Source organism: Nocardia asiatica NBRC 100129 (genome assembly GCF_000308415.1).
GTDB classification, from domain to species: Bacteria; Actinomycetota; Actinomycetes; order Mycobacteriales; family Mycobacteriaceae; genus Nocardia; species Nocardia asiatica.
Map to the genome: position 1 here is coordinate 1 of NZ_BAFS01000296.1, position 18649 is coordinate 18649.

Annotated in this window: 18 protein-coding genes and 1 pseudogene; 7 read left to right on the forward strand and 12 right to left on the reverse strand. The window is 67.4% G+C overall.

Annotated features, from left to right (window positions below; genetic code table 11):
- Nucleotides 1–158: 158 nt before the first annotated feature.
- From ON27_RS28970 to ON27_RS28990, 5 genes are read right to left on the reverse strand one after another with little or no spacing between them, the layout of a single operon-like run.
- Entirely contained in the window at nt 159–1160 is a 1002-nt protein-coding gene (locus tag ON27_RS28970; protein WP_373282801.1) for an MCE family protein, read from the reverse strand.
- Complete coding sequence (locus ON27_RS28975; RefSeq protein WP_043734530.1) at nt 1157–2200, reverse strand: MCE family protein; 1044 nt, start codon at nt 2198–2200, stop codon at nt 1157–1159. The genes ON27_RS28970 and ON27_RS28975 overlap by 4 nt, the downstream gene beginning before the upstream one ends.
- Nucleotides 2197–3684 (reverse strand): MlaD family protein, encoded by a 1488-nt coding sequence (locus tag ON27_RS28980; RefSeq protein ID WP_043734533.1) that lies wholly within the window; start codon nt 3682–3684, stop codon nt 2197–2199. Before ON27_RS28980 ends, ON27_RS28975 begins: the two co-directional genes overlap by 4 nt.
- 7 nt (nt 3685–3691) lie before the next feature.
- Complete coding sequence (locus ON27_RS28985; RefSeq protein ID WP_043734535.1) at nt 3692–4555, reverse strand: ABC transporter permease; 864 nt, start codon at nt 4553–4555, stop codon at nt 3692–3694.
- 4 nt (nt 4556–4559) lie between these two features.
- Nucleotides 4560–5414 carry an MlaE family ABC transporter permease gene (locus ON27_RS28990; protein ID WP_043734538.1) on the reverse strand — a complete coding sequence of 285 codons (855 nt, stop codon included), beginning with the start codon at nt 5412–5414 and terminating at the stop codon, nt 4560–4562.
- Between the two features lie 516 nt (nt 5415–5930).
- Here ON27_RS28990 and ON27_RS28995 point away from each other — a divergent pair.
- Complete coding sequence (locus tag ON27_RS28995; RefSeq protein ID WP_043734540.1) at nt 5931–6605, forward strand: S1 family peptidase; 675 nt, start codon at nt 5931–5933, stop codon at nt 6603–6605.
- Nucleotides 6606–6657: 52 nt separating this feature from the next.
- Here ON27_RS28995 and ON27_RS29000 read toward each other — a convergent pair whose 3' ends face one another.
- Nucleotides 6658–8109, reverse strand: coding sequence for an MFS transporter (locus ON27_RS29000; protein WP_043734542.1), 1452 nt, complete (start codon nt 8107–8109; stop codon nt 6658–6660).
- A 56-nt stretch (nt 8110–8165) separates the two neighbouring features.
- On the reverse strand, nt 8166–8789 hold the full coding sequence (gene lppU / locus ON27_RS29005; RefSeq protein WP_043734545.1) for an LppU family putative lipoprotein: 624 nt from the start codon (nt 8787–8789) through the stop codon (nt 8166–8168).
- Nucleotides 8790–8976: 187 nt separating this feature from the next.
- Between lppU and ON27_RS29010 the strand changes: the two genes are divergently transcribed.
- From ON27_RS29010 to ON27_RS29020, 3 genes are all read left to right on the forward strand, one after another.
- Nucleotides 8977–9486 (forward strand): DUF6764 family protein, encoded by a 510-nt coding sequence (locus tag ON27_RS29010; protein ID WP_051047088.1) that lies wholly within the window; start codon nt 8977–8979, stop codon nt 9484–9486.
- A 64-nt stretch (nt 9487–9550) separates the two neighbouring features.
- On the forward strand, nt 9551–10837 hold the full coding sequence (locus ON27_RS29015) for a serine hydrolase domain-containing protein (RefSeq protein WP_043734547.1): 1287 nt from the start codon (nt 9551–9553) through the stop codon (nt 10835–10837).
- Nucleotides 10838–11212: 375 nt separating this feature from the next.
- Nucleotides 11213–12112, forward strand: coding sequence for a L,D-transpeptidase (locus tag ON27_RS29020; RefSeq protein ID WP_051047089.1), 900 nt, complete (start codon nt 11213–11215; stop codon nt 12110–12112).
- Nucleotides 12113–12161: 49 nt separating this feature from the next.
- Here ON27_RS29020 and ON27_RS29025 read toward each other — a convergent pair whose 3' ends face one another.
- The 3 genes from ON27_RS29025 to ON27_RS29035 all read right to left on the reverse strand — a co-directional run bounded on the left by ON27_RS29025 (nt 12162) and on the right by ON27_RS29035 (nt 15480).
- Nucleotides 12162–14180, reverse strand: coding sequence for a M13 family metallopeptidase (locus ON27_RS29025; RefSeq protein ID WP_043734568.1), 2019 nt, complete (start codon nt 14178–14180; stop codon nt 12162–12164).
- A gap of 63 nt (nt 14181–14243) precedes the next feature.
- Nucleotides 14244–14618, reverse strand: a complete 375-nt coding sequence (locus ON27_RS29030; RefSeq protein ID WP_043734552.1) for a DUF397 domain-containing protein — start codon at nt 14616–14618, stop codon at nt 14244–14246.
- Between the two features lie 10 nt (nt 14619–14628).
- A complete protein-coding gene (locus ON27_RS29035; RefSeq protein ID WP_043734554.1) occupies nt 14629–15480 on the reverse strand; it encodes a Scr1 family TA system antitoxin-like transcriptional regulator in 852 nt (283 codons plus the stop codon).
- Nucleotides 15481–15610: 130 nt separating this feature from the next.
- On the opposite strand from ON27_RS29035, the gene ON27_RS29040 reads away from it, so the two are divergent.
- Nucleotides 15611–16135, forward strand: coding sequence for a hypothetical protein (locus tag ON27_RS29040; protein WP_043734556.1), 525 nt, complete (start codon nt 15611–15613; stop codon nt 16133–16135).
- Here ON27_RS29040 and ON27_RS29045 read toward each other — a convergent pair.
- A complete protein-coding gene (locus ON27_RS29045; RefSeq protein ID WP_043734559.1) occupies nt 16104–16607 on the reverse strand; it encodes a DUF4190 domain-containing protein in 504 nt (167 codons plus the stop codon). The genes ON27_RS29040 and ON27_RS29045 overlap by 32 nt on opposite strands.
- 109 nt (nt 16608–16716) lie before the next feature.
- The gene (locus ON27_RS29050; protein WP_043734570.1) at nt 16717–17505 is read right to left on the reverse strand and encodes a pirin family protein; all 789 of its coding nucleotides are present in this window, start codon (nt 17503–17505) and stop codon (nt 16717–16719) included.
- Between the two features lie 235 nt (nt 17506–17740).
- On the opposite strand from ON27_RS29050, the gene ON27_RS29055 reads away from it, so the two are divergent.
- Together ON27_RS29055 and ON27_RS29060 are read left to right on the forward strand one after the other, a co-directional pair.
- Nucleotides 17741–18205 carry an NUDIX hydrolase gene (locus ON27_RS29055; protein WP_043734562.1) on the forward strand — a complete coding sequence of 155 codons (465 nt, stop codon included), beginning with the start codon at nt 17741–17743 and terminating at the stop codon, nt 18203–18205.
- 158 nt (nt 18206–18363) lie between these two features.
- Nucleotides 18364–18649, forward strand: a pseudogene (locus tag ON27_RS29060) (hypothetical protein); the annotation flags it as partial.

The window sequence follows — 18649 nt, forward strand, 5'->3', positions numbered from 1 at the left end:
GCCCGCGATGTTGTCGAAGTCGGCGGTGACCTGCAAGGTGGTGCCCAGCGCGTCGTTCACCGAACTCGGCAGCAGTGAGCAACTGCCGACCGTCGCAGCCGCGGCGCTGATCATGAGCGCTCTCGCGACGGTCCTCAGCGGAAAGCCCGTGCGGAATTTCATCCCTGGCACCCCTCGATAACTTGGGCGAAGCACAACCAGTTGTCCGGGAACAGCCACGGCAGGCCGACATCGCCGTACGGACCGCTGCCGCCCCAGGAGTTCGCCAGGTAGCGCAGGGTCGGCGGCATGATCGACAGCATCCGATCCAAGTTGTCCTTGTTCTTCTGCAGGCCCTCGGCCATGGTGTTCAGCTGCGCGATGGTCGGGCCGAGCTGATCGTTGTTCTCCGCGCCGATCGCCTCCAGCTGCTTGGTCAGCGTCGCGATGTTGTCCAGCAGCTGGCGCAGCAGCGCCTGACGCTCCATCACCCGGTTGGCGATGGCCTCGCCCTGGGTGATCACCAGCAGGATGCTGTTGCGATTGTCGCCGAGGATCCTGGTGACCCGGTCCAGGTCCTTGAGCAGGCTGTCCACTTCGGCCTTGCGGCTGTCGATCACCTTCGCCAGCGCGCCGACGCTGTCCAGCGCCTGCGCGGTGAGCTGCGGTGACCCGTTCATCTGCTCGTTGATCAAGTTCAGCGAGTCCGACAGCTTCTTGGTGTCGAGCGCCTCGAACTTCGGGGTGCCGAACTGCACCACGTCGGACAGGTTGTACGGAACCGCGGTGTTGGACACCGGAATGCGCTTGCCCTTCAGGCCCGAGCCGTCACCCGGCTCGAGATCGACGTACCTCGCGCCGAGCAGCGTGGCCATCTTGATCGAGGCGCGGGCGTCCGGTCCGAGTTTCACGTCGTCGCTGACGCTCAGCGTGAGCAGCACGTGGCTGCCCTCGAGTTCGGCGCCGACCACCCGGCCGGAGGACACCCCGGCGACGTTCACCTTGTCGCCGACCTTGATGCCCGCGGCCTGCACGAATTCGGCTTTGATCGACTGCTCGCCGACGCCGATCAGTTTGTAGACGCTGGACACCAGCAGCAGCACCACGATGAGGACGCCGCCGACGATGCCCAACCAGAAGTACCGGTTGCTGTTGAACCTGGACCTGAGCTTCGTCATCATGGGCGGCACACCGCCGAATGCGAGGTGCCGCCGATCTGGGAGAACAGACCGCGCGGGAAGAGGACGCCGTAGAGCGAGAGGTCCAGCCCGCACAGGTAGGCGTTGGCGTAACCACCTTCGGAGGTGTGCCTGCCCGCCGCCGACAGCACGTTCGGCAGGTCGATCGCCGCCTGGTCGAGCTTGGCGCCGTTGTCGAGCAACAGCGTCAGCGCCGCGCTGGTGGAGTTCTGCGCGTTGCGCAGGCTCGGCTGGATCTGGTCCATCATGCCGACCAGCGACGTGGTGGCGGTGGCGATCTGCTCGGTCGAGGCGAGCAGCGACTGCCCCTGCTCGTACAACCCGCCGATCAAGGCCCGGGTCTGGGTCACCAGGGTCTCCAATTCATCACCTCGTTTGGCCAACCCCGACATCACGCCCGACAGGTTGGTAATCACATCGGACAGGATCGCGTCCCGGCGTTGGAAGTCGGTGGCCAGCTGAGCGGCCTGCACGATGAACGCGCTCAAGGAAACGCCGTCACCCTGCAACGCCTGGATGAAGGTCTCCGACAGCCGGTTGACCTGTTCGGGCTGCAACACCTGGAACAGCGGCTGGAATCCGTTGAGCAGACCCGACACGTCGAACGACGGCTCGGTCCGATCGATCGGGATCGTGCCGTTGTCCTTCAGCGGCGCCGGGTTCGGCGCCTTGCCCGGAGCCAGCGCCACGTACCGCTGGCCGATCAGGTTCTGGTAGCGGACCAGCGCTTTGGTGTCGTTGTAGATCGTCTGGTCGCGCTGCACCACGAAGGTGACCTTCGCGACCGACTTCTTCAGATTCGCGTCGCGGGCCCGCTCGATCTTCTCGACCTTGCCCACCCGCACGCCCGCCATGCGCACGTCGTCGCCCTCGTGCAGACCGAGCACGTCGGAGAACGTCGCGGAGTAGGTGTAGGTGTCACCGCTGACGATGCGCGCCAGCGTGTTCCACACCACCACCGTGACCAGGACCGACACGATGGCGAAGATGCTGAATCCGATCAGCGGTTTACGAATGCTCATCGTCGGGCACCGTTGTCGGACACCTGCATGGTTCCGCCCTTCAGAATCGAGCTCAGCAGCAGATATTCGGCGGTGGTCGGCTGGCGGCCGAGCAGCGCGGTGATCGCCGAGTCGCCCCGGTAGGAGATCGGCGCGGCCGACGGGGTGCCCTCGGGCGCGGCCGCGGGCGCCGGAGCGGGAGCGGCGGCAGGCGGGAGCAGACCCGGCGGCAGCATCGGGAACAGACCCTCGAGCGGGGTGCCCGCGAACGGCGCGGGCACCCCGCCGGTCGGAGCGGCCGCGGTGGCGCGGTTCGGGTCCGGCGTGGTGACGCCGGGAATCAGCGGCAGACCGGGCATCGGCACCACCGGCGGCAGTCCGGCGGCCGATTCGAGCGCCCGCGGCTTCAGCTGTTCGGGCAGCTCGCCGACGTCCGCGACGGCGGGAGCGGTGAAGCAGCTCGGTCCGGCCATCTCGCCGTAGCGCGGGCAGTCGGCCACGGTGTAGGGACGGTACGGGGTGAGCGTGATGCCGGCGTCCCAGACCTGCTGCTTCTGCGGACCCCAGGTGAACGTGGTGTCCATCCGGCGCATGGTCTCGCTCAGGTTGAGCAAGCTCCTGGTGATCGCGTCCGGGTCGGCGGCGAGAGCGCCGAACATGTCGTTCGTCCCCGCGGTGACCTCGATGCCGACGTTGGGATTACGGGCGAACAGGTCGTTGACCGTGTCGATGGTCCCGCCGGTGCCGGTGATCAGCGAGACCAGCTCGCTGCGGCGGTCGGCGATGGTGCGCGCGGTCTGCACCGAGCTGCCGAGCACGTCGACCAGCTCGGGCGCGGACTGGTTGAGCGCGTTGAACGACGCGGAGAAATCGCCCAGCAGCGCGCCCAGATCGGGAATCGACTCGTCGACGGCCAGCAGCCAGCGGTCCAGCCGCTCGACGGTGGAGCCGGGCATCCGGCCGCTGCCGTCCAGCGCCTGCGACAGGGTGCCGAGCACCCGGCCGAACTGGACCGGATCGATCTTGTCGAGGATGTTGCGCACCGTGGTGAGCGTGTCCTGCAGCGCGATGGTGCCCTTGCTGCGGTCTTCCTCGATGACCGAACCCTCGTGCAGGTACTGGTCGGCGGGACCGTTGAAGACGAGCTCCACGGAGGTGACGGCGAACAGGTTGCTCGGCACGACGCGCGCGGTCACGTTGGCCGGGATGTCACCGGCGAACTCCGGCTTCATCTCGATCCGGACCTTCTGCAGCTCGCCCTTGGCCGCGACGTCGACATTCTTCACCGCGCCGACGAGCACACCGCGGAACTTGACGTCGGCCTGCTCGGGCAGTCCGTCACCGGTGGTGGTCAGGTTCGCGGTGACGTTGATCTTCTCCTGGAAGTAACCCTGGTAGCGCAGCATCAGGAAGCCGAGCACCAGCGCGAAGACGACCAGACCGCACACTCCTGCGATCAGCAGCTGCCGCATGGTGGGCCCGCGCCCACTGGGATCGATGATCATCTGGTGTCTACCCCGAGATTCGGATGCCGGGGTTGACACCCCAGATCGCCAATGTCATGAACAGGTTCGCGAAAACGACCGCGATGATGCACATCTTGATCGCGCGGCCCGCGGCCACGCCGACGCCCTCGGGGCCACCGGAGGCGAAGAAGCCGTAGTAGCACTGGATGAACGTGGTGATCGCGACGAACAGGATCGCCTTGATCAGCGAATAGATGACGTCGGTCGGGATGAGGAACTGATAGAAGTAATGCTGGTAGGTGCCTGCGGCGGTGCCGCCGATCAGCTGGACGGTGACCGCGCAGGAGACGTAGGCCATCGTCAGGCCGAGGCAGTAGAGCGGGATGATGGCCACCATCGCCGCGAACATCCTGGTGCTGATCAGATAGGGCAGCGGCCGGATGGCGATGGACTCCAGCGCGTCGATCTCCTCGGAGATGCGCATGGCGCCCAGCTGCGCGGTGAACCGGCAGCCCGCCTGGGCGGCGAAAGCCAGCGTCGCGAGCAGCGGGCCGAGTTCACGGGTTGTCGCGAACGCCGAGATGGCACCGGTGATCGGGCTCAGGCCGAGCAGATTCAGCGAGTTGTAGCCCTGGATGCCGACCGTCATGCCGCCGAACGCGCTCAGGATGAGGACGACGCCGATGGTGCCGCCGCCGACGACGAGATTGCCGTTGCCCCAGGTGACGTCCGAGAGCAGGCGCCAAACTTCTTTGGGGTAGTGCTTGAGCGCCAGCGGAATGGAGCCGATCGAGCGCAGCAGGAAGAACACCTGGTGGCCGAGCCTGGCGAGCAGATCGACCGGCGCCTGCGCGGATTTCCGGAACGTCCGGAGCGGCCGCAGCAGCGGCGGAACATAGGTTGATGACACCGGCTCAAACCACCTGTGACGGGAATAGTGCGTTGTAAACCTGGGTGATGATGAGGTTCACCCCGAACAGCATGATGGCGGAGCTCACCACCGCGGAATTCACCGAGTTCGCCACACCGCCCGGACCACCGCGGGTGTTCAATCCGGTATCGCAGGCGATGATTGCCGCGAGCAGACCGAAAATCAGCGATTTCGCCAGCGCGACAAGAAGGTCGGTGGTCACGGCGAACGACGAGAAGGTGCCGACGTAGGAACCCGGCGTACCGTTCTGCGCGAAGATATTGAAGATGTAGCCGGTCAGGAAGCCGACGAAGACGACGAAGCCGCACAGCAGCACACTCACCAGCATCGCGGCGCCGAGGCGCGGTGCGACCAGCCTGCGCAGCGGGTCGACGCCCATGACCTTCATCGCGTCGATCTCCTCGCGGATGGTTCGCGAGCCGAGGTCGGCGCAGACGGCCGAACCCACCGCGCCCGCGATCATCAGCGAGGTGACCAGAGGGGCGCCCTGCTGGATGATGCCGAGGCCGTTGGCCGCGCCGATGAACGAGGTGGCGCCGACCTGGCCTGCCACCGAGCCGACCTGGATGGAGACGATCACGCCGATGGGGATGGCGACCAGCAGCGTCGGCGCCGCCGAGACGCTGGCCATGAACGCGCATTGCCGGACGAACTCGCCGAACGGAAAGCGCCTGCGGAAAATCGAGACGAACAGTTCGGCGACGGCCGCGAAGCCCATCGTGATCTGCCTGCCGAAGGTCTCCAGCGAACGCTTGGGATGATCTTGCCAGTAAGACCTCGTCCAATCGGCCGCATCACTGAACCGTGACCCTGAAGGTGGACTCTCGGTCGACTGCACTGGCTAACCCTCCTCGACGCCGGTTGCCTACCCCGGCGACTCGTTTGCTTGACGCACCTTACTACGGAGTAGTGCAGAACACACCACCGACTTGTGATCGCAGTCATAGATGTCGCTCACCGTCTCCGGAATTGCGGCGAAACATTGGGAACCACCCCAAAGGCAGCGACCTCACCTCTGGCACAAGCTACAGCCCCAGCTGCGCGAATCCCGGATCCACCCCGGGGGTTCGGCGAATTAGTTTGGAAAAATCTCATAGAAAATCGGATTTGTTTCCGAGGACCAAGACAACGTCTCCTTACTATCACCCGGACACTAATGAACACGAGATTTTCACAATTGTGATAGCGGAATGCTATTGAGCCGTAAGATACGTTTGATCACAGATGTATGAAACAGGGTTGAAGCGCGGAGCAGTGGGGACAACCCGGTAGTAGGTGACGCGCCCGAGGTCGTTTACTGACACGATGGGTGCGACAGATTGATATCGTGCGGGCTTCCGACGTCTGGAGGGACATGTTCAGCAAACTCGCCAAGGTGGCCAACGCCGCCTTCGCCGTCGCCCTGGGCGCGGCGCTGCTCGGCACGGGCGCAGGGGCCGCTAACGCCCAACCGGGCCCGCCGGTGTTGGGCGGTGGATCCGGCATCATCATCGACAACCAGTTCGAGTGCACGGTCACAACTGTCGGCCACGACAACGCGGGACGTCTGGTCGGACTGACCGCGGGGCACTGCGGCGACCCGGGCGCACAGGTCTACGCCGAGGCCGATCGGGGCGCGGGCGTGATCGGCCGGTTCGCCTACTCCAACCATGACCTCGACTACGCCGTCATCCAGTTCGATCCGGGCAAGATCACCCCGGTCAACCGGGTCGGCAATGTCACCATCACGGGAATCGGCGGACCGGCCACCTTCCCGCAGATCGTGTGCAAGGAAGGGCGGACCACCGGCAACACCTGCGGTATCGCCTGGGGCGACGTCTTCAGGACGAACGTCGAGACCTGGAGCCAGATGTGCGTGGTGGAAGGTGACTCCGGTGCGCCGGTCGTCGTCGGCAGCACACTGGTGGGCATGGTGAACGCCTACCTGGCGATCGCTTGCTTCGGTCCCGAGGTCGGTACCAGCTTGAGCGCGATCATGGCCGACGTCAACGCACGCGGCGGCATCGGCGCGGGTTACGTCCCGATCTGACCGGACATCATCCGACAGGCGGCCCGAACGGACAGCGATCCGTTCGGGCCGCTCATTTTTCGCTCGATGCCGGGGCGAGCGCCGGACCCGCGACCGCGCACTGCGGCATGCAATCCACGTTGTCCAAGGTGGCCGGGCGCCGCTGAGGTCGCAGCAGCACGGCGGCGAGCGCCGCGCCGAGCACCAGCAGTCCCACGCACAGCCACATCGCGGTGGCGAAACCCTCGTCGAAGGCGGCCGGATCGCCCAGCGCGCCCGAGATGCCCGCGAGGCCGGGCAGCGCGGCCACCGCGAGCAGTTGCGCGGTGCGCGCGACGGCGTTGTTCACCCCCGAGGCGATGCCCGCCTCGCCGGCGGGGACCGCGCCCAGCACCGCACCGGTGAGGGGAGCCACCAGCACCGCGAGACCGAGCCCGAAGACCAGGACACCGGGCAGCACGTCGATCAGGTAGGTGGTGTCGGGTCCGATGCGCAGCAACAGCACCAGGCCCGCTGCCGCGAACAAGGGACCGGCGGTCATCGGGATGCGCGGGCCGTGCACCTGCGCCCACCGGCCGGCGGGAGCCGACAGCAGCAGCATGATCAGCGTGACCGGCACGGTCGCGACACCGGACATCAGCGGCGAGTACCCCGCCACCAATTGCAGCTCCAGCACCAGTAGGAAGAACACGCCACCGAGCGCGGCGTAGACGGCGAACGTCACGAGATTCGCCGCGGTGAACACACGCGAGCCGAACAGCGATGGCGGCACCAATGGATGGTCGCCGCGCAACTCGATCAGGACGAACGCCCCCAGCAGGCCGACACCGGCCACGATGAGCAAAGGCATGGTGTCGATCAATCCGAGGGTCAGCGCACCGAGCGCCAGCGCCACCACCAGCGCGCCGGGCACGTCGAGCCGCGTCGCCGCGTTCGGATCGCGGCTCTCGGGCACATGCCGCAGCGCGACCAGCACGACGACCACCGCCAGCGGCACATTGAGGAAGAAGATGGCCCGCCACCCCGCGAGCTCGATGAGCCAGCCTCCGAGAAACGGGCCGAGCGCGCCCGCGACGCCGCCGAAGCCCGACCACAGGCCGATCGCCGCGCCCTGATCGCGCTGATCGATGGACGAGGAGATCAGGGCCAGGCTGCCCGGCGTGAGCATCGCGCCCGCGACGCCCTGCAGGATCCGCGCGGCCACCAGCATCTCGATGGTCGTCGCGGCCCCGCACAGCACCGAAGCGATCGCGAAAGCGACGGTTCCGCACACGAAGACCCGGCGACGCCCGAGCTTGTCGCCGAGCGAGCCGCCCAGCAGGATGAACGAGGCCAAAGTCAAGGTGTAGCCGTTCAAGGTCCACTGCAGACCGGCCACATCCGTCTCCAGCGACTCCCCGATGCGTGGCAGCGCGATGTTCACCACCGTCGCGTCGAGCGAGGCCACCGACGATCCGAGAATCGTGGCGACCAGGATCCAGCGACCGGTACCGGACCGCAACCGGGGAAGCTCGGTGGTGCTCACCGACCCAACCTAGCGCTCCGGCCGGTCACGGCACGGCCGTCACCGGGAAGCGCCGGTCAGAGTTCCTGGACGCAGACGACGAAACGGCGCTTGTCGTAGACGTACCCGGTGCCGCTGCCGCACACGCTGACGTCATCGGCGTTCTCCACGCGCTTCACCACCTTGACGCCCTTCGCGGGCGCGGTGCCGGTGCAGTCGATGCGCTTGGGGTCGTCACCGCCGACGTCCATGCAGCCGCCGACCACCCAGTCGATGTCCAGGCACAGCGCGCCCTGTTCGATGCCGTTGATGGTCTCGGCGTAGTAGTTGTCGGCATCGCTGCTGCACTGCGAGCTCTTCGACTTCTTGTCGATCACCTTGTAGTTCGACTCGCGGCTGCCGCACGACGCCTTCTCGATGGTGGCGTTGGTGGTGGTGCCGCCGAGTTTCACGCAGTCGTTGATGGCCGCGTCGAAATCGGTGCTGCCGCTCGGCTTGCTCGTGGTCGGCTTGCCGGTGCTCGGCGTCGGCCTGCCCGAGGACGGCTTCGGGGTGCTGGTCACGACCGCGTCGATCGTCCCGTTGTCCACCGCGGGTTGCGCGGTGCCGCTGATCGTGGAACTGCACCCGACCAGCGACAGCCCCGCCGCAACGGCGAGCCCGGCGAGGGCGAGACGACCCCAGGGCAGTTGACGAGACACGTACAGTCCTCCCGAGCTGTAACGCCGGCGAACTCACGCCCCCGTAAACCGAAGTTGCCATGGCTGTGCTTGAAATACCACGCCATGAATACACCATCGACCGAGCGCCCGTCGAGCCGAAGCCGGAAACGACGCGCGGCCAACCTGTCTGGGTATGGTGGGATTTCTGGTTCGAGAGGAGTTCCCGGTGAAGCTGATCAGCGCAATCGTCTGCTCGACCGCCGCGATCGGAGGCTCCCTCGTCTTCCCGGGAGTGGCCGGCGCCACCGACGTGCACTGCCGCTCCGAACACGGGACCGACGTCACCGTCATCGATGGGGAGACGGCCTGCCGCGCGGCGACCGACAGCTACGGCCGAGCCGGGGCCACCGGCATCGATGGGGTGGGCTACGCCAACGCGACGCTCGGCGCGACGGCCATCGGCATCGGCGCGGCGGGCGGTGTCGGCGCGAGCGAGGGCGCGGGCGGAATGCCCGTGGCGGTCGGCTTCGGCCCCGACGCCGTCGCGCTGACCTCGATCGACGACGATCCGCAGGCGCGGACCTTCGCGGTCTCGATCGCGTTCGAAGGATCGCGAGCCGGAGTGGAGACCGCCGAACAGGCGGTCGTGTGCTTGGGCGCGGCGGCCTTCGCCTGGAACGCGGCCACCGGCGACGCGTGCCTCGCCACGCCTTTTGGACTCTGGCAGACCGACTGAGCGGTTACCCTGGTTGACCAGCCCGGCTAACGGCGGTCAGGAGGTGACCCCCATGGTTTCGGCAATGGCGGCGGACGACTTCGAGCCCGCCGATTCGGCATGCGAGAAACCGGCGGCACCGCGCGAGATGCTGGTCGACCCGCGTTTCATCCGGCTGGCCGATCAGTTCTTCGGCCTGTTCGCCCAGCCCGCGCGCGGCGGCGGCGCGCTGGCGGTCTATCTCGACGGCCGACCGGTGGTCGACATCTGGGCCGGTTGGGCGGACAAGGAGCGCCGCTGGAACGGCGACACCGTCGCACTCACCTTCTCCACCGGTAAGGGCGTGGCCGCGACCGTCGTGCACCGCCTGGCCGAACGCGGGCTGATCGGCTACGACACGCCGGTCGGCGAGTACTGGCCGGAGTTCGCCGCGCACGGCAAAGAGGACATCACGGTGCGCGACGTGCTCTCGCATCGCGCCGGGTTGCACCGGGTGCGCGGCCTCGTTCCCGGCCGGGAAGGCATCCTGAACTACGACGCGGTGGTGCGGGCGCTGGCCGACAGCCCGCCGGACCCGCGCCGCATCCGCACCTCCGGCTACCACGCGATCACCTTCGGCTGGCTGGTTGCGGAGATCGTGCAGCGGGCCACCGGCGCGCCGTTCACCGAGGTGTTGCGCACCGAGATCGCGGAGCCGCTCGGCCTGGACGAATACTGGTTCCGCGTCCCGGAATCGCAGCGGCATCGGATCGCCAAGATCTTCCGTCCGCTCGGCCCACCGGGAATCCGCTGGAACACCGCCTCCTCGGTGCTGTCCTGGGTGCGGCCGGTGCGCGGGCTCGCCGAGGCGGGCATGCCGGAGAGCTTCGACGAGCTGGTCCGCGACCCCCGGGTGCACGACGCGGTGATGCCCGGCTGGAACGGCGTGTTCACGGCCCGCGCGCTGGCGCGGATGTACGGCGCGCTGGCCAACCACGGGGTGGTCTACGCGGGCCCATCGGGCCGAGGCGGGCACGGTGCCGGCGCGAGTGGATCGGAGCGTCTCGTGCGGTTGCTGCGGCCGGAGACGATCGCGACGATCAGCCAGGTGCAGCCTGCCCACAGCCGCGACTACGTGCTCGGCGTGCCGATCCGCTTCACGCTCGGCTATCACCGCCCGGTCCTTATGTCCAAGCAGCAACCGCGCAACGCGTTCGGTCATTACGGTGTCGGAGGCTCCGGCGCGTACGCCGACCTGGATCTCGGCATGTCGATCGCCTTCGTCACCAACGGGCTCGGCAGCATGGTGACCGCACTCGGCGACGCCAGGTTGGCGCGCCTGGCCGCGACCACGCAGACCACGGTGCGCAAGCACAAGCAGATCGACCACTAGAACGGTCCGGCGAGACCCGCTCGCGGCATGCGATTCAGCCCCTTCCATCAGTGAGCTTCGTCACTAACAGGTTTGCGGTGAACCATCTTTCGCCTATCCACCGACTATCGGCCCGCAGTCGCGCGACCCTCCTGACCGGGCCATTTCGCCGCACCGATACCCGTCGAGGTCAATTGTGACTCATGACACAACCTTCTCCGGTGACTGATCAATCCGAAACGCCACTGGCCGCATCCCGCCCAGAAACGGTAGGAAGGGACGACGGGTCGGGCCGTCAATCCCTGTGGGGCGCTCTTCTGGCTCCGCGCTGAAATGAAAATCTCGCTACGCGCGGATACGCGCGTGCGCGCGAGAGATGGAATGGACGAGAAACCTATGCATGCCGCTTTGCACACCGCGTCGTTGCCTGCTCACCGCAAGGGAGCTCGGCTAGCCCGCCGGTTGCGCGAGGGCGTCCTGCTGTCCGCCGCTATCGCGGCGGCCGGTGTCATGCTCGTCGCGCCCGCGCAGGCCGAACCGATCCCTGGTATCGACACCGGGTCGGCCGCCGCGGCCACCGAGCCCGCACCGCAGGCGAACTTCGCCCCGCCCTCGATCAACATCGCCGACGGCGAGGTCGTGGGCATCGCGCAGCCGATCATCATCACCTTCAAGGAACCGGTGACCGATCACGCCACCGCCGAGCAGGCCATCAAGATCACTTCGTCGAAGCCCGCCCCCGGGCACTTCTACTGGCGCGGTGACAAGCAGGTGCGCTGGCGTCCGGACGACTTCTGGCCGGACAACACCGACGTGCAGGTGCAGGCGGGCGGCACCACCAGCTCGTTCCGCATCGGCGACGCGTTCGTCTCGACCGCCGACGACCAGACCCACACCATCACCGTCACCCGCAACGGCGAGGTGGTGCGCGAGATGCCCACCTCGATGGGCAAGCCGAAGCACGAGACGCCGAACGGCACCTACATCGTCGGTGAGCAGCAGCGCAAGATGGTCATGGACTCCTCCACCTACGGCGTGCCGATCACCGACCCGGAGGGTTACAAGCTCGAGGTCGAGTACGCCACCCGGATCTCCAACAGCGGCATCTTCGTGCACGCCGCCCCGTGGTCGGTCGCCCAGCAGGGCGTCTCCAACGCCAGCCACGGCTGCCTGAACGTCAGCACCGAAGACGGCAAGTGGTTCTTCGAGAACGCGCGCCGCGGCGACCCGGTGATCGTGCAGAACACCCAGGGCGGCACGCTCAGCGCCAGCGACGGCCTGGGCGACTGGAACTGAGAGCGGAATGTGCCTGGGCGGCCCTCGCGGGACCGCCCAGGCACTGGCATTACCAGATCTTCACGCGCTCAGCGGGTTCCAGGTACAACGCGTCACCGGGCCGGACGTCGAACGCCTCGTGGAAGCTGTCGATATTGCGCACGACCGCGTTGCAGCGGAACTCCGCCGGGGAGTGCGGGTCGGTGGCGAGCCGGCGGATCGCCTCCTCCACACGAGCTTTCGTGCGCCACACCTGCGCCCAGCCGTAGAACACCCGTTGCAGCCCGGTGAGCCCGTCGATCTCCGGCGCCGCGGCGCCGTCCAGCGATATCTTGTACGCCTCCAGCGCGATGGAGAGGCCACCGAGGTCACCGATGTTCTCGCCGATGGTGAACTGACCGTTCACCGTGTGCTCGTCCGGCAGTTCCTTGGGTGAGAGCACGTCGTACTGATCGATCAGCGCCTTTGTCCGCTTGCCGAATTCGGCGCGGTCCTCGTCGGTCCACCAGTCCACCATGTTGCCGTCGCCGTCGTACTTCGCGCCCTGGTCGTCGAAGCCGTGCCCGATCTCGTGACCGATCACCGCGCCGATGCCGCCGTAGTTGGCCGCGTCGTCGGCGTTCATGTCGAAGAACGGCGGCCGGAGGATCGCGGCCGGGAAGACGATCTCGTTCATGCCCGGGTTGTAGTAGGCGTTCACCGTCTGCGGAGTCATGAACCACTCGTCCCGGTCCACCGGACCACCGAGCTTGTTCATTTCCCGATCGTGTTCGGCCGCATAGCCTCTGCGGTAGTTTCCGACCAGGTCGGCCGGGTCGATCACCACGCGCGAGTAGTCCCGCCACTTGTCCGGGTAGCCGATCTTCGGGGTGAACTTCTCCAGCTTGGCCAGCGCGGCGATCCTGGTGCCCTGGCCCATCCACTCCAGCTCGGCGATATTGCGGCGGTATGCCTCTTGCAGGTTGGCCACCAATTCGACCATCCGGTCCTTGGCCTCCGGCGGAAAGTGCTCGGCCACATACAGTTTGCCGACCGCCTCGCCGAGCAGATCCTGCACCAGCGTGACGCCGCGCTTCCAGCGTTCCCGGTTCTCCTCGGCGCCGGTGAGCGTGCGGCCGTAGAAGTCGAAGTTCTCCTCGACCACCGCCTCGGTCAGGTAGGGCGCCCGCGAGCGCAGCACCCGCCAAGCCGCCCACGCCTGCCAGTCCGCGAGCGGCTCCTCGGCCCAGAGCTGCGCGAAGGTGCGCAGATAATCCGGCTGGCGGATCACCAGCTCGGCGAACAGCTCGGGCCCCGCGCGGTCGACGCCGTCGGCCAGCGCGGAAGCCCACGCGGTCCAATCGAACTCGGGATTGTCCGCGATCAAGGCGTCGAACGCGACCAGGTTGTACCTGAGTTCGGCGTCGCGGCGGCGCACCACGTCCCAATGCCCCTCGGCCAGTTTCCGCTCCAGCGCGAAGACGCGGTCGCCGACGGTGTCGAGGTCCTCCGGCAGCAGCCCGGCCACCCGCTGGTCGGCGGCGGCCAGGGCGAACATGCGGTTGACGTGCGCGATGTACTTCGCCCGGATCTCGGCGAACTCGTCCTGCCGGTAGTACGACTCGTCGGGCAGGCCGATGCCGGACTGGGTGGCGTGCACCAGATAGCGATTGGAGTCCTTGTCGTCGGTGTCGACGAAGACGGCGACGGCGCCGCCGACGCCGGTGCGCTGCAACCGGCCGAGCAGCGCGGCGAACGCCTTCTTGTCGCCGACCTCGGCGATAGCGGCGAGCTCCGAGGCGATCGGCGCGAGCCCCGCGGCGGCCACCGCCTCGGTGTCCATGAAACTGGAGTACAGGTCGCCGATCTTGCGGGCGTCGCTGCCGGGCACGGCGTCGGCGCCGGCGGCGTTCTGGATGATCGCCTTGACGTCCAACTCCGCCTGGTCGTACAGCGCGCGGAAGGCGCCGTCCACGGCCCGGTCGGCCGGAATCCGATGCTCAGCCAGCCATTTGCCGTTGACGTGCGCGAACAGGTCGTCCTGCACTCGCACGCTCTGGTCGAGGTGGGACAGGTCTATACCGGATGGTCGAGTCGGTTCGGAAGTCACGGTCTCCAGTATGCCGATACCCACCCGCGTAGGCCCCCCGACCAGGGCGCCCGAGCAGGGAAATCAGGCGGGCGACACGACGCGGTCGAATTCGCCGTCCTGCGCGCCGAGCAGGAACGCGTCCCACTCCTCCGGGGTGTAGAGGAGAGTGATCGCGCCGTGGCGCAGTGCGGTGTGACCGTCGGCGGTGGTGTGCGCGCGCAGGTCGCCAGGTGATCGCTCATTGGTGCGCAGGGCGTCGAGGAACGCGGCCCATTCGGCCGCGGTGACGGTGATGACGGGCTCTTCGACGGGGCGGTCGGCCGGGTTGCGGCGATACTTGCTGTCACGGATGAGCACCGCCGAACCCTCGAACCGAACCTCGACGCACTGATTGCCGTTGTTCGATCTGGTCGATGTGAACCAGCCGGTGCGTACCGGCCGTGCGGTGGTGGCCATGCGCAGGATTTTACACGCGGGAATACCGTCTGATCAGGGCCAACGACTCCATCCGTGAGAGCGACTGCCGCACCGCGCGCTGGTATGCGAAGCGTAGATCACGGACCAGTTCCGGATCTTCGACGGCACCGCCGAACACCGCGCTCTCCACCCAGCCGAAGGTGGGCAGCTGCTCGCCGGTGAAGTCGATGAGGTGGAAGCTCGACCCGCCGAGCACCGCGCCCGCGCTGGCGGTGAACGGGATGACGCGCACCTCGACGGTGTCCAATTCCTCGATCAGATCCGCCAGATACTCCAGTTGCCCGCGCAGTACTTCCGGGCCTCCGGTCTGCTGCAGCAGGGTGCCTTCGCCGAACACCGCCGTCAGCTCGACCGGATCCGCGCCCCGTAACCGCTCTTGGCGTCGCATCCGGATCGCCACCAACTGCTCGACCTGGACCGGGCGGATCATCACGTCGGCGCTGATCAAGGCGCGAGCGTAGTCCTCGGTCTGCAACAACCCGGGCACGACGAGGCTGTCGTAGCTGCGAATGCTCTGCGCGCCGTATTCCATGCCGTACAGACGCTGCAACTCCGGCCCGATCAGCGCGGAGGACTTGGTCCACCAGCCGCGCTGCTTGCTGGCCTCCAGCAGGGCCAGCAGCTCGGCGCGTTCCTCGGCTTCCACCTCGAGGAGTTCGAGCACCGGGCCGATGGTCTTGCTGGTGAGTACCCGCCTGCCCTTCTCGACATGGGACCAGTTGGCCGGGGTGAAACCCACCCGCCGCGCGAAGCCCGCGGAGTCGAACCCGCGCTGTTCGCGCAGTTCACGCAGCCGAAGCACCAATTCCCAGCGGGCAACGGTGGGCGAGACGGGTGCCATATGTGGGGATGCTACGCCCACTCGGACGCGCCCCTCGTTGACTATTGTCAAGCGACTTGGCCGGGTCTACTGTCGTGAACCAGCGATCGTTTCTCCCGAGCACGCTCCACCGCAGCGAGGCGAGGTTGTCATGAGTACATCGCGCATCGAATCAGGCAGGCAGCTCGCGTCCACGGACTTCCCGGCGATCCAGGACGCGTTCGCTCGCTGTCGCCGCTACCGCGAGGACAACAAGCTGTACGCCCTCGTCGACCCGATCCTCGGTCGCATCATGCTGGAAGTCGGCGCGGTCGGCGCGGTCGTGATGCCCGCCGCGTTCGGCCGCCGCGTTCGCGATCGGTTGGCGGCCGGGCCCGAGTCCCGGCCGGGACCGGTCATCGCGCATCCGCGTGCGGATCGCTGGACGTTCCTGACCGGCCCGACCGACAACTCCTATCTGGACACCGGACTGTTCGCCGATCTGTTCCGGGTCTGCGCCTCGATCGCACTGCCGGGCAGCCACATCGTGCTGCCCTCGCCCACCGACGAGCACGGCGGCTACCGAACCTGGGTCGCGGCGCCCGACGGTGACTTCCGCCGCGAGTTCGCCGAGGTGATCGCCGCGACCCGGGCGTGCGCCGCGGCTACCGGGGTGTCGGCGCGGGCGGCGGAGTGAGCGTGACGCTGTACCTGTCCTGCAGCTTCTGATTCCACTCCCGCTCGCACTGCTCGATCTTGGACTGGTCGTTGCCCGCCTTGTTCACGCAGTCCACGAAGTCCTTGCCGCCCGAGTCGACGAAGAAGCTGTAACCGACGATGGTGAGCAGCACGGCGCCCACGATGCCCAGCACGCCCAACACCACGCCGGTGATCGCCATGCCCATGCCGCCCGCGGTGCCCGAACGGGCCTTGACCACCGCGATGATGCCGAGAATGACGGCGAAGATGCCGCAGAGATAACCGCCGACGATGGTCCAGAAGAACAGCAGGGCGAGGATGCCGAGCACCAGCGCGGTGATCGCCAGCCCGCGGCCTTTCGGCGATTCCTGCCAGTACGCGGGCTGGCCAGGGTACTGGCCGCCCGGGGGCGGCGGGTATTGCCCCGGCGGCGGGTACTGGCCGGGCGGCGGGGGCGGGTATTGCGACATGGACTTCCTCTCCCTCGATGCCTCGCGATGCTCGGTCCGGACGAGGTCCGAGGTGCACGCGGTCGCCTACTGATCGCGATCCCTACGGACGGATGTTAATGCGAACCGGCTACTGGGCGCCCAGTCGTGCGTGCATCTCCCATACCAGTATTTCCGAAGGCCGCCGCGCCACCACGCGTTGGCCACCCGACCTGGTCAAACGCACCGCGTCGCCCTCGTAGAGCGGGCCGACGCCCTCCATGTCCACTTCTCCGCGCGCCACGAACAAGTGCAGGTAGGGCGCGTCGGGTAGGTCGATCGCCTGCTCGGCGCCCGGCTCCGCGCTCGTCATGCGCGCCACGTGCAGCGCCGAGTGGCTGCTGTTGATGGCGATGGCGGTGCGATCGCGGTAGCGGGGCAGGCCGGAGGCGACCGCCACCAGGCCGCCCGCGGCCAGTTCGTCATCGATTTCGAGCTGCTGGTAGCCGGGGGCCAGGCCCGGCTCGTCGGGCACGACCCACATCTGCACGAAATGCACGGGCTCGTCGTGTTCGGGAACCCGGCCGTCCAACCGCCACGAGTCGTTCTTCTCCGAATGCAGGATGCCGGTGCCCGCGCTCATCCGCTGGGCCAGCCCGGGATAGATGACACCGCTGTGCCCGAGCGAATCCTGGTGCACCAGGCTGCCGCCGAGCACCCAGGTGACGATCTCCATGTCCCGATGCGGGTGGGTGTCGAAACCCTGCCCCGGGGAGACGACGTCTTCGTTGTTGACCAGCAGCAGGCCGTGGTGGGTGTTCTCGGGATCGTAATGTTCCCCGAAGGAGAACGAGTGCTTCGAATCCAGCCAGGAGACCCGCGTCTTCATGCGGTCGCCGCCACGGTGGACATCGATGTGTGGTGTCGTGAGTGTGGACATCATGGTCCTCCTCTCGGGACCGTGCACCGATCGCCATTCAGGGTAGGAGCACTTCCACCGCGGTACTCCACATTCCTAGTAAATTGTGCCGCACTCGGCATTTTACGCGAGCGACCGGAAGGTGAACGGGAGGCGAGCAGAACCAACCGGTACGTCGAAACGTCGGGTCACCTCGTCGGATATCGCGGTCCGGTCCCGATTGCCAAGCGTGCCAACGACAACCGGAGGTAACGACGTGCTTGACCCCGACGACCTCGCCCGGATCGAGCAGCAACTCCGCAGCGAAGCCCGTCGCGACGGCATCGCCCATTTCGTGATCGGCGTCGCCGTGTTCCGCGACGGGCGACTTCTGGTCGTGCGCCGGGTCGCCGACGACTATCACGGCGGTATGTACGAACTGCCCGGCGGGGGCGTCGAATCGGGAGAGACATTCGCCGAGTGCGTGGAGCGGGAATTGCTGGAGGAAACGGGCCTGCGGCTCCGCGCCGTCACCGACTTCCTCGGCGGGTTCGATTACGCCACCCGAACCAAGTCGAAAGTGCGGAAGTACTGCTTCGTCGTGGAGGCGGAGCCGGGTGAGGTCGCGCTCGCGCCAGGGGAGCACGACGCCTGCGCGTGGATCGACGCGAGCGCGCTCCACGCGCTGCCGATGGCGCCCGACATGCGCGAGGCGGTGAGCGTGCTCGTCGACCGGGTGTGACGCGCCCGTTGCGAGGTTCGCTGCCGTAGCCCGAGCGTGCGGCGTCGTCGCCGAACGCAGGTACGCTCACGGACGTGTCGACTGGTCACGCCGAAGGCCGCACTCCCGCAGAACATCGGCCGGTTGGACTTCGTGTCACGCTTCGGCAGAGTCCGGGCGTGTCGCGGCTGGCCGTGGTGCGTTTCGCGGGGCAATTCGGGGACGGGATGTTCCAGGCGGCGCTGTCGGGCGCGATCCTGTTCAACCCCGAGCGGCAGACCGACCCGTTGGCCATCGCGGCGGGCTTCGCGGTGCTGCTGCTGCCGTATTCGCTGATCGGACCGTACGCGGGTGCGCTGCTGGACCGGTGGGACCGGCGCGGCGTGCTGCTGGCGGCCAATGTGGTGCGTGCCGTCGTGATCGCGCTGGTGAGCGCGGGACTGCTGGCCGGGGTGGGCGAGACGC

What these genes read in the sequence shown, in the direction of transcription:
- ON27_RS28970 (WP_373282801.1), bottom strand. Translation starts at nt 1,160, where the DNA reads ATGATGACGAAGCTCAGGTCCAGGTTCAACAGCAACCGGTACTTCTGG.
- ON27_RS28975 (WP_043734530.1), bottom strand. Translation starts at nt 2,200, where the DNA reads ATGAGCATTCGTAAACCGCTGATCGGATTCAGCATCTTCGCCATCGTG.
- ON27_RS28980 (WP_043734533.1), bottom strand. Translation starts at nt 3,684, where the DNA reads ATGATCATCGATCCCAGTGGGCGCGGGCCCACCATGCGGCAGCTGCTG.
- ON27_RS28995 (WP_043734540.1), top strand. Translation starts at nt 5,931, where the DNA reads ATGTTCAGCAAACTCGCCAAGGTGGCCAACGCCGCCTTCGCCGTCGCC.
- ON27_RS29015 (WP_043734547.1), top strand. Translation starts at nt 9,551, where the DNA reads ATGGCGGCGGACGACTTCGAGCCCGCCGATTCGGCATGCGAGAAACCG.
- ON27_RS29020 (WP_051047089.1), top strand. Translation starts at nt 11,213, where the DNA reads ATGCATGCCGCTTTGCACACCGCGTCGTTGCCTGCTCACCGCAAGGGA.
- ON27_RS29030 (WP_043734552.1), bottom strand. Translation starts at nt 14,618, where the DNA reads ATGGCCACCACCGCACGGCCGGTACGCACCGGCTGGTTCACATCGACC.
- ON27_RS29035 (WP_043734554.1), bottom strand. Translation starts at nt 15,480, where the DNA reads ATGGCACCCGTCTCGCCCACCGTTGCCCGCTGGGAATTGGTGCTTCGG.
- ON27_RS29040 (WP_043734556.1), top strand. Translation starts at nt 15,611, where the DNA reads ATGAGTACATCGCGCATCGAATCAGGCAGGCAGCTCGCGTCCACGGAC.
- ON27_RS29045 (WP_043734559.1), bottom strand. Translation starts at nt 16,607, where the DNA reads ATGTCGCAATACCCGCCCCCGCCGCCCGGCCAGTACCCGCCGCCGGGG.
- ON27_RS29050 (WP_043734570.1), bottom strand. Translation starts at nt 17,505, where the DNA reads ATGTCCACACTCACGACACCACACATCGATGTCCACCGTGGCGGCGAC.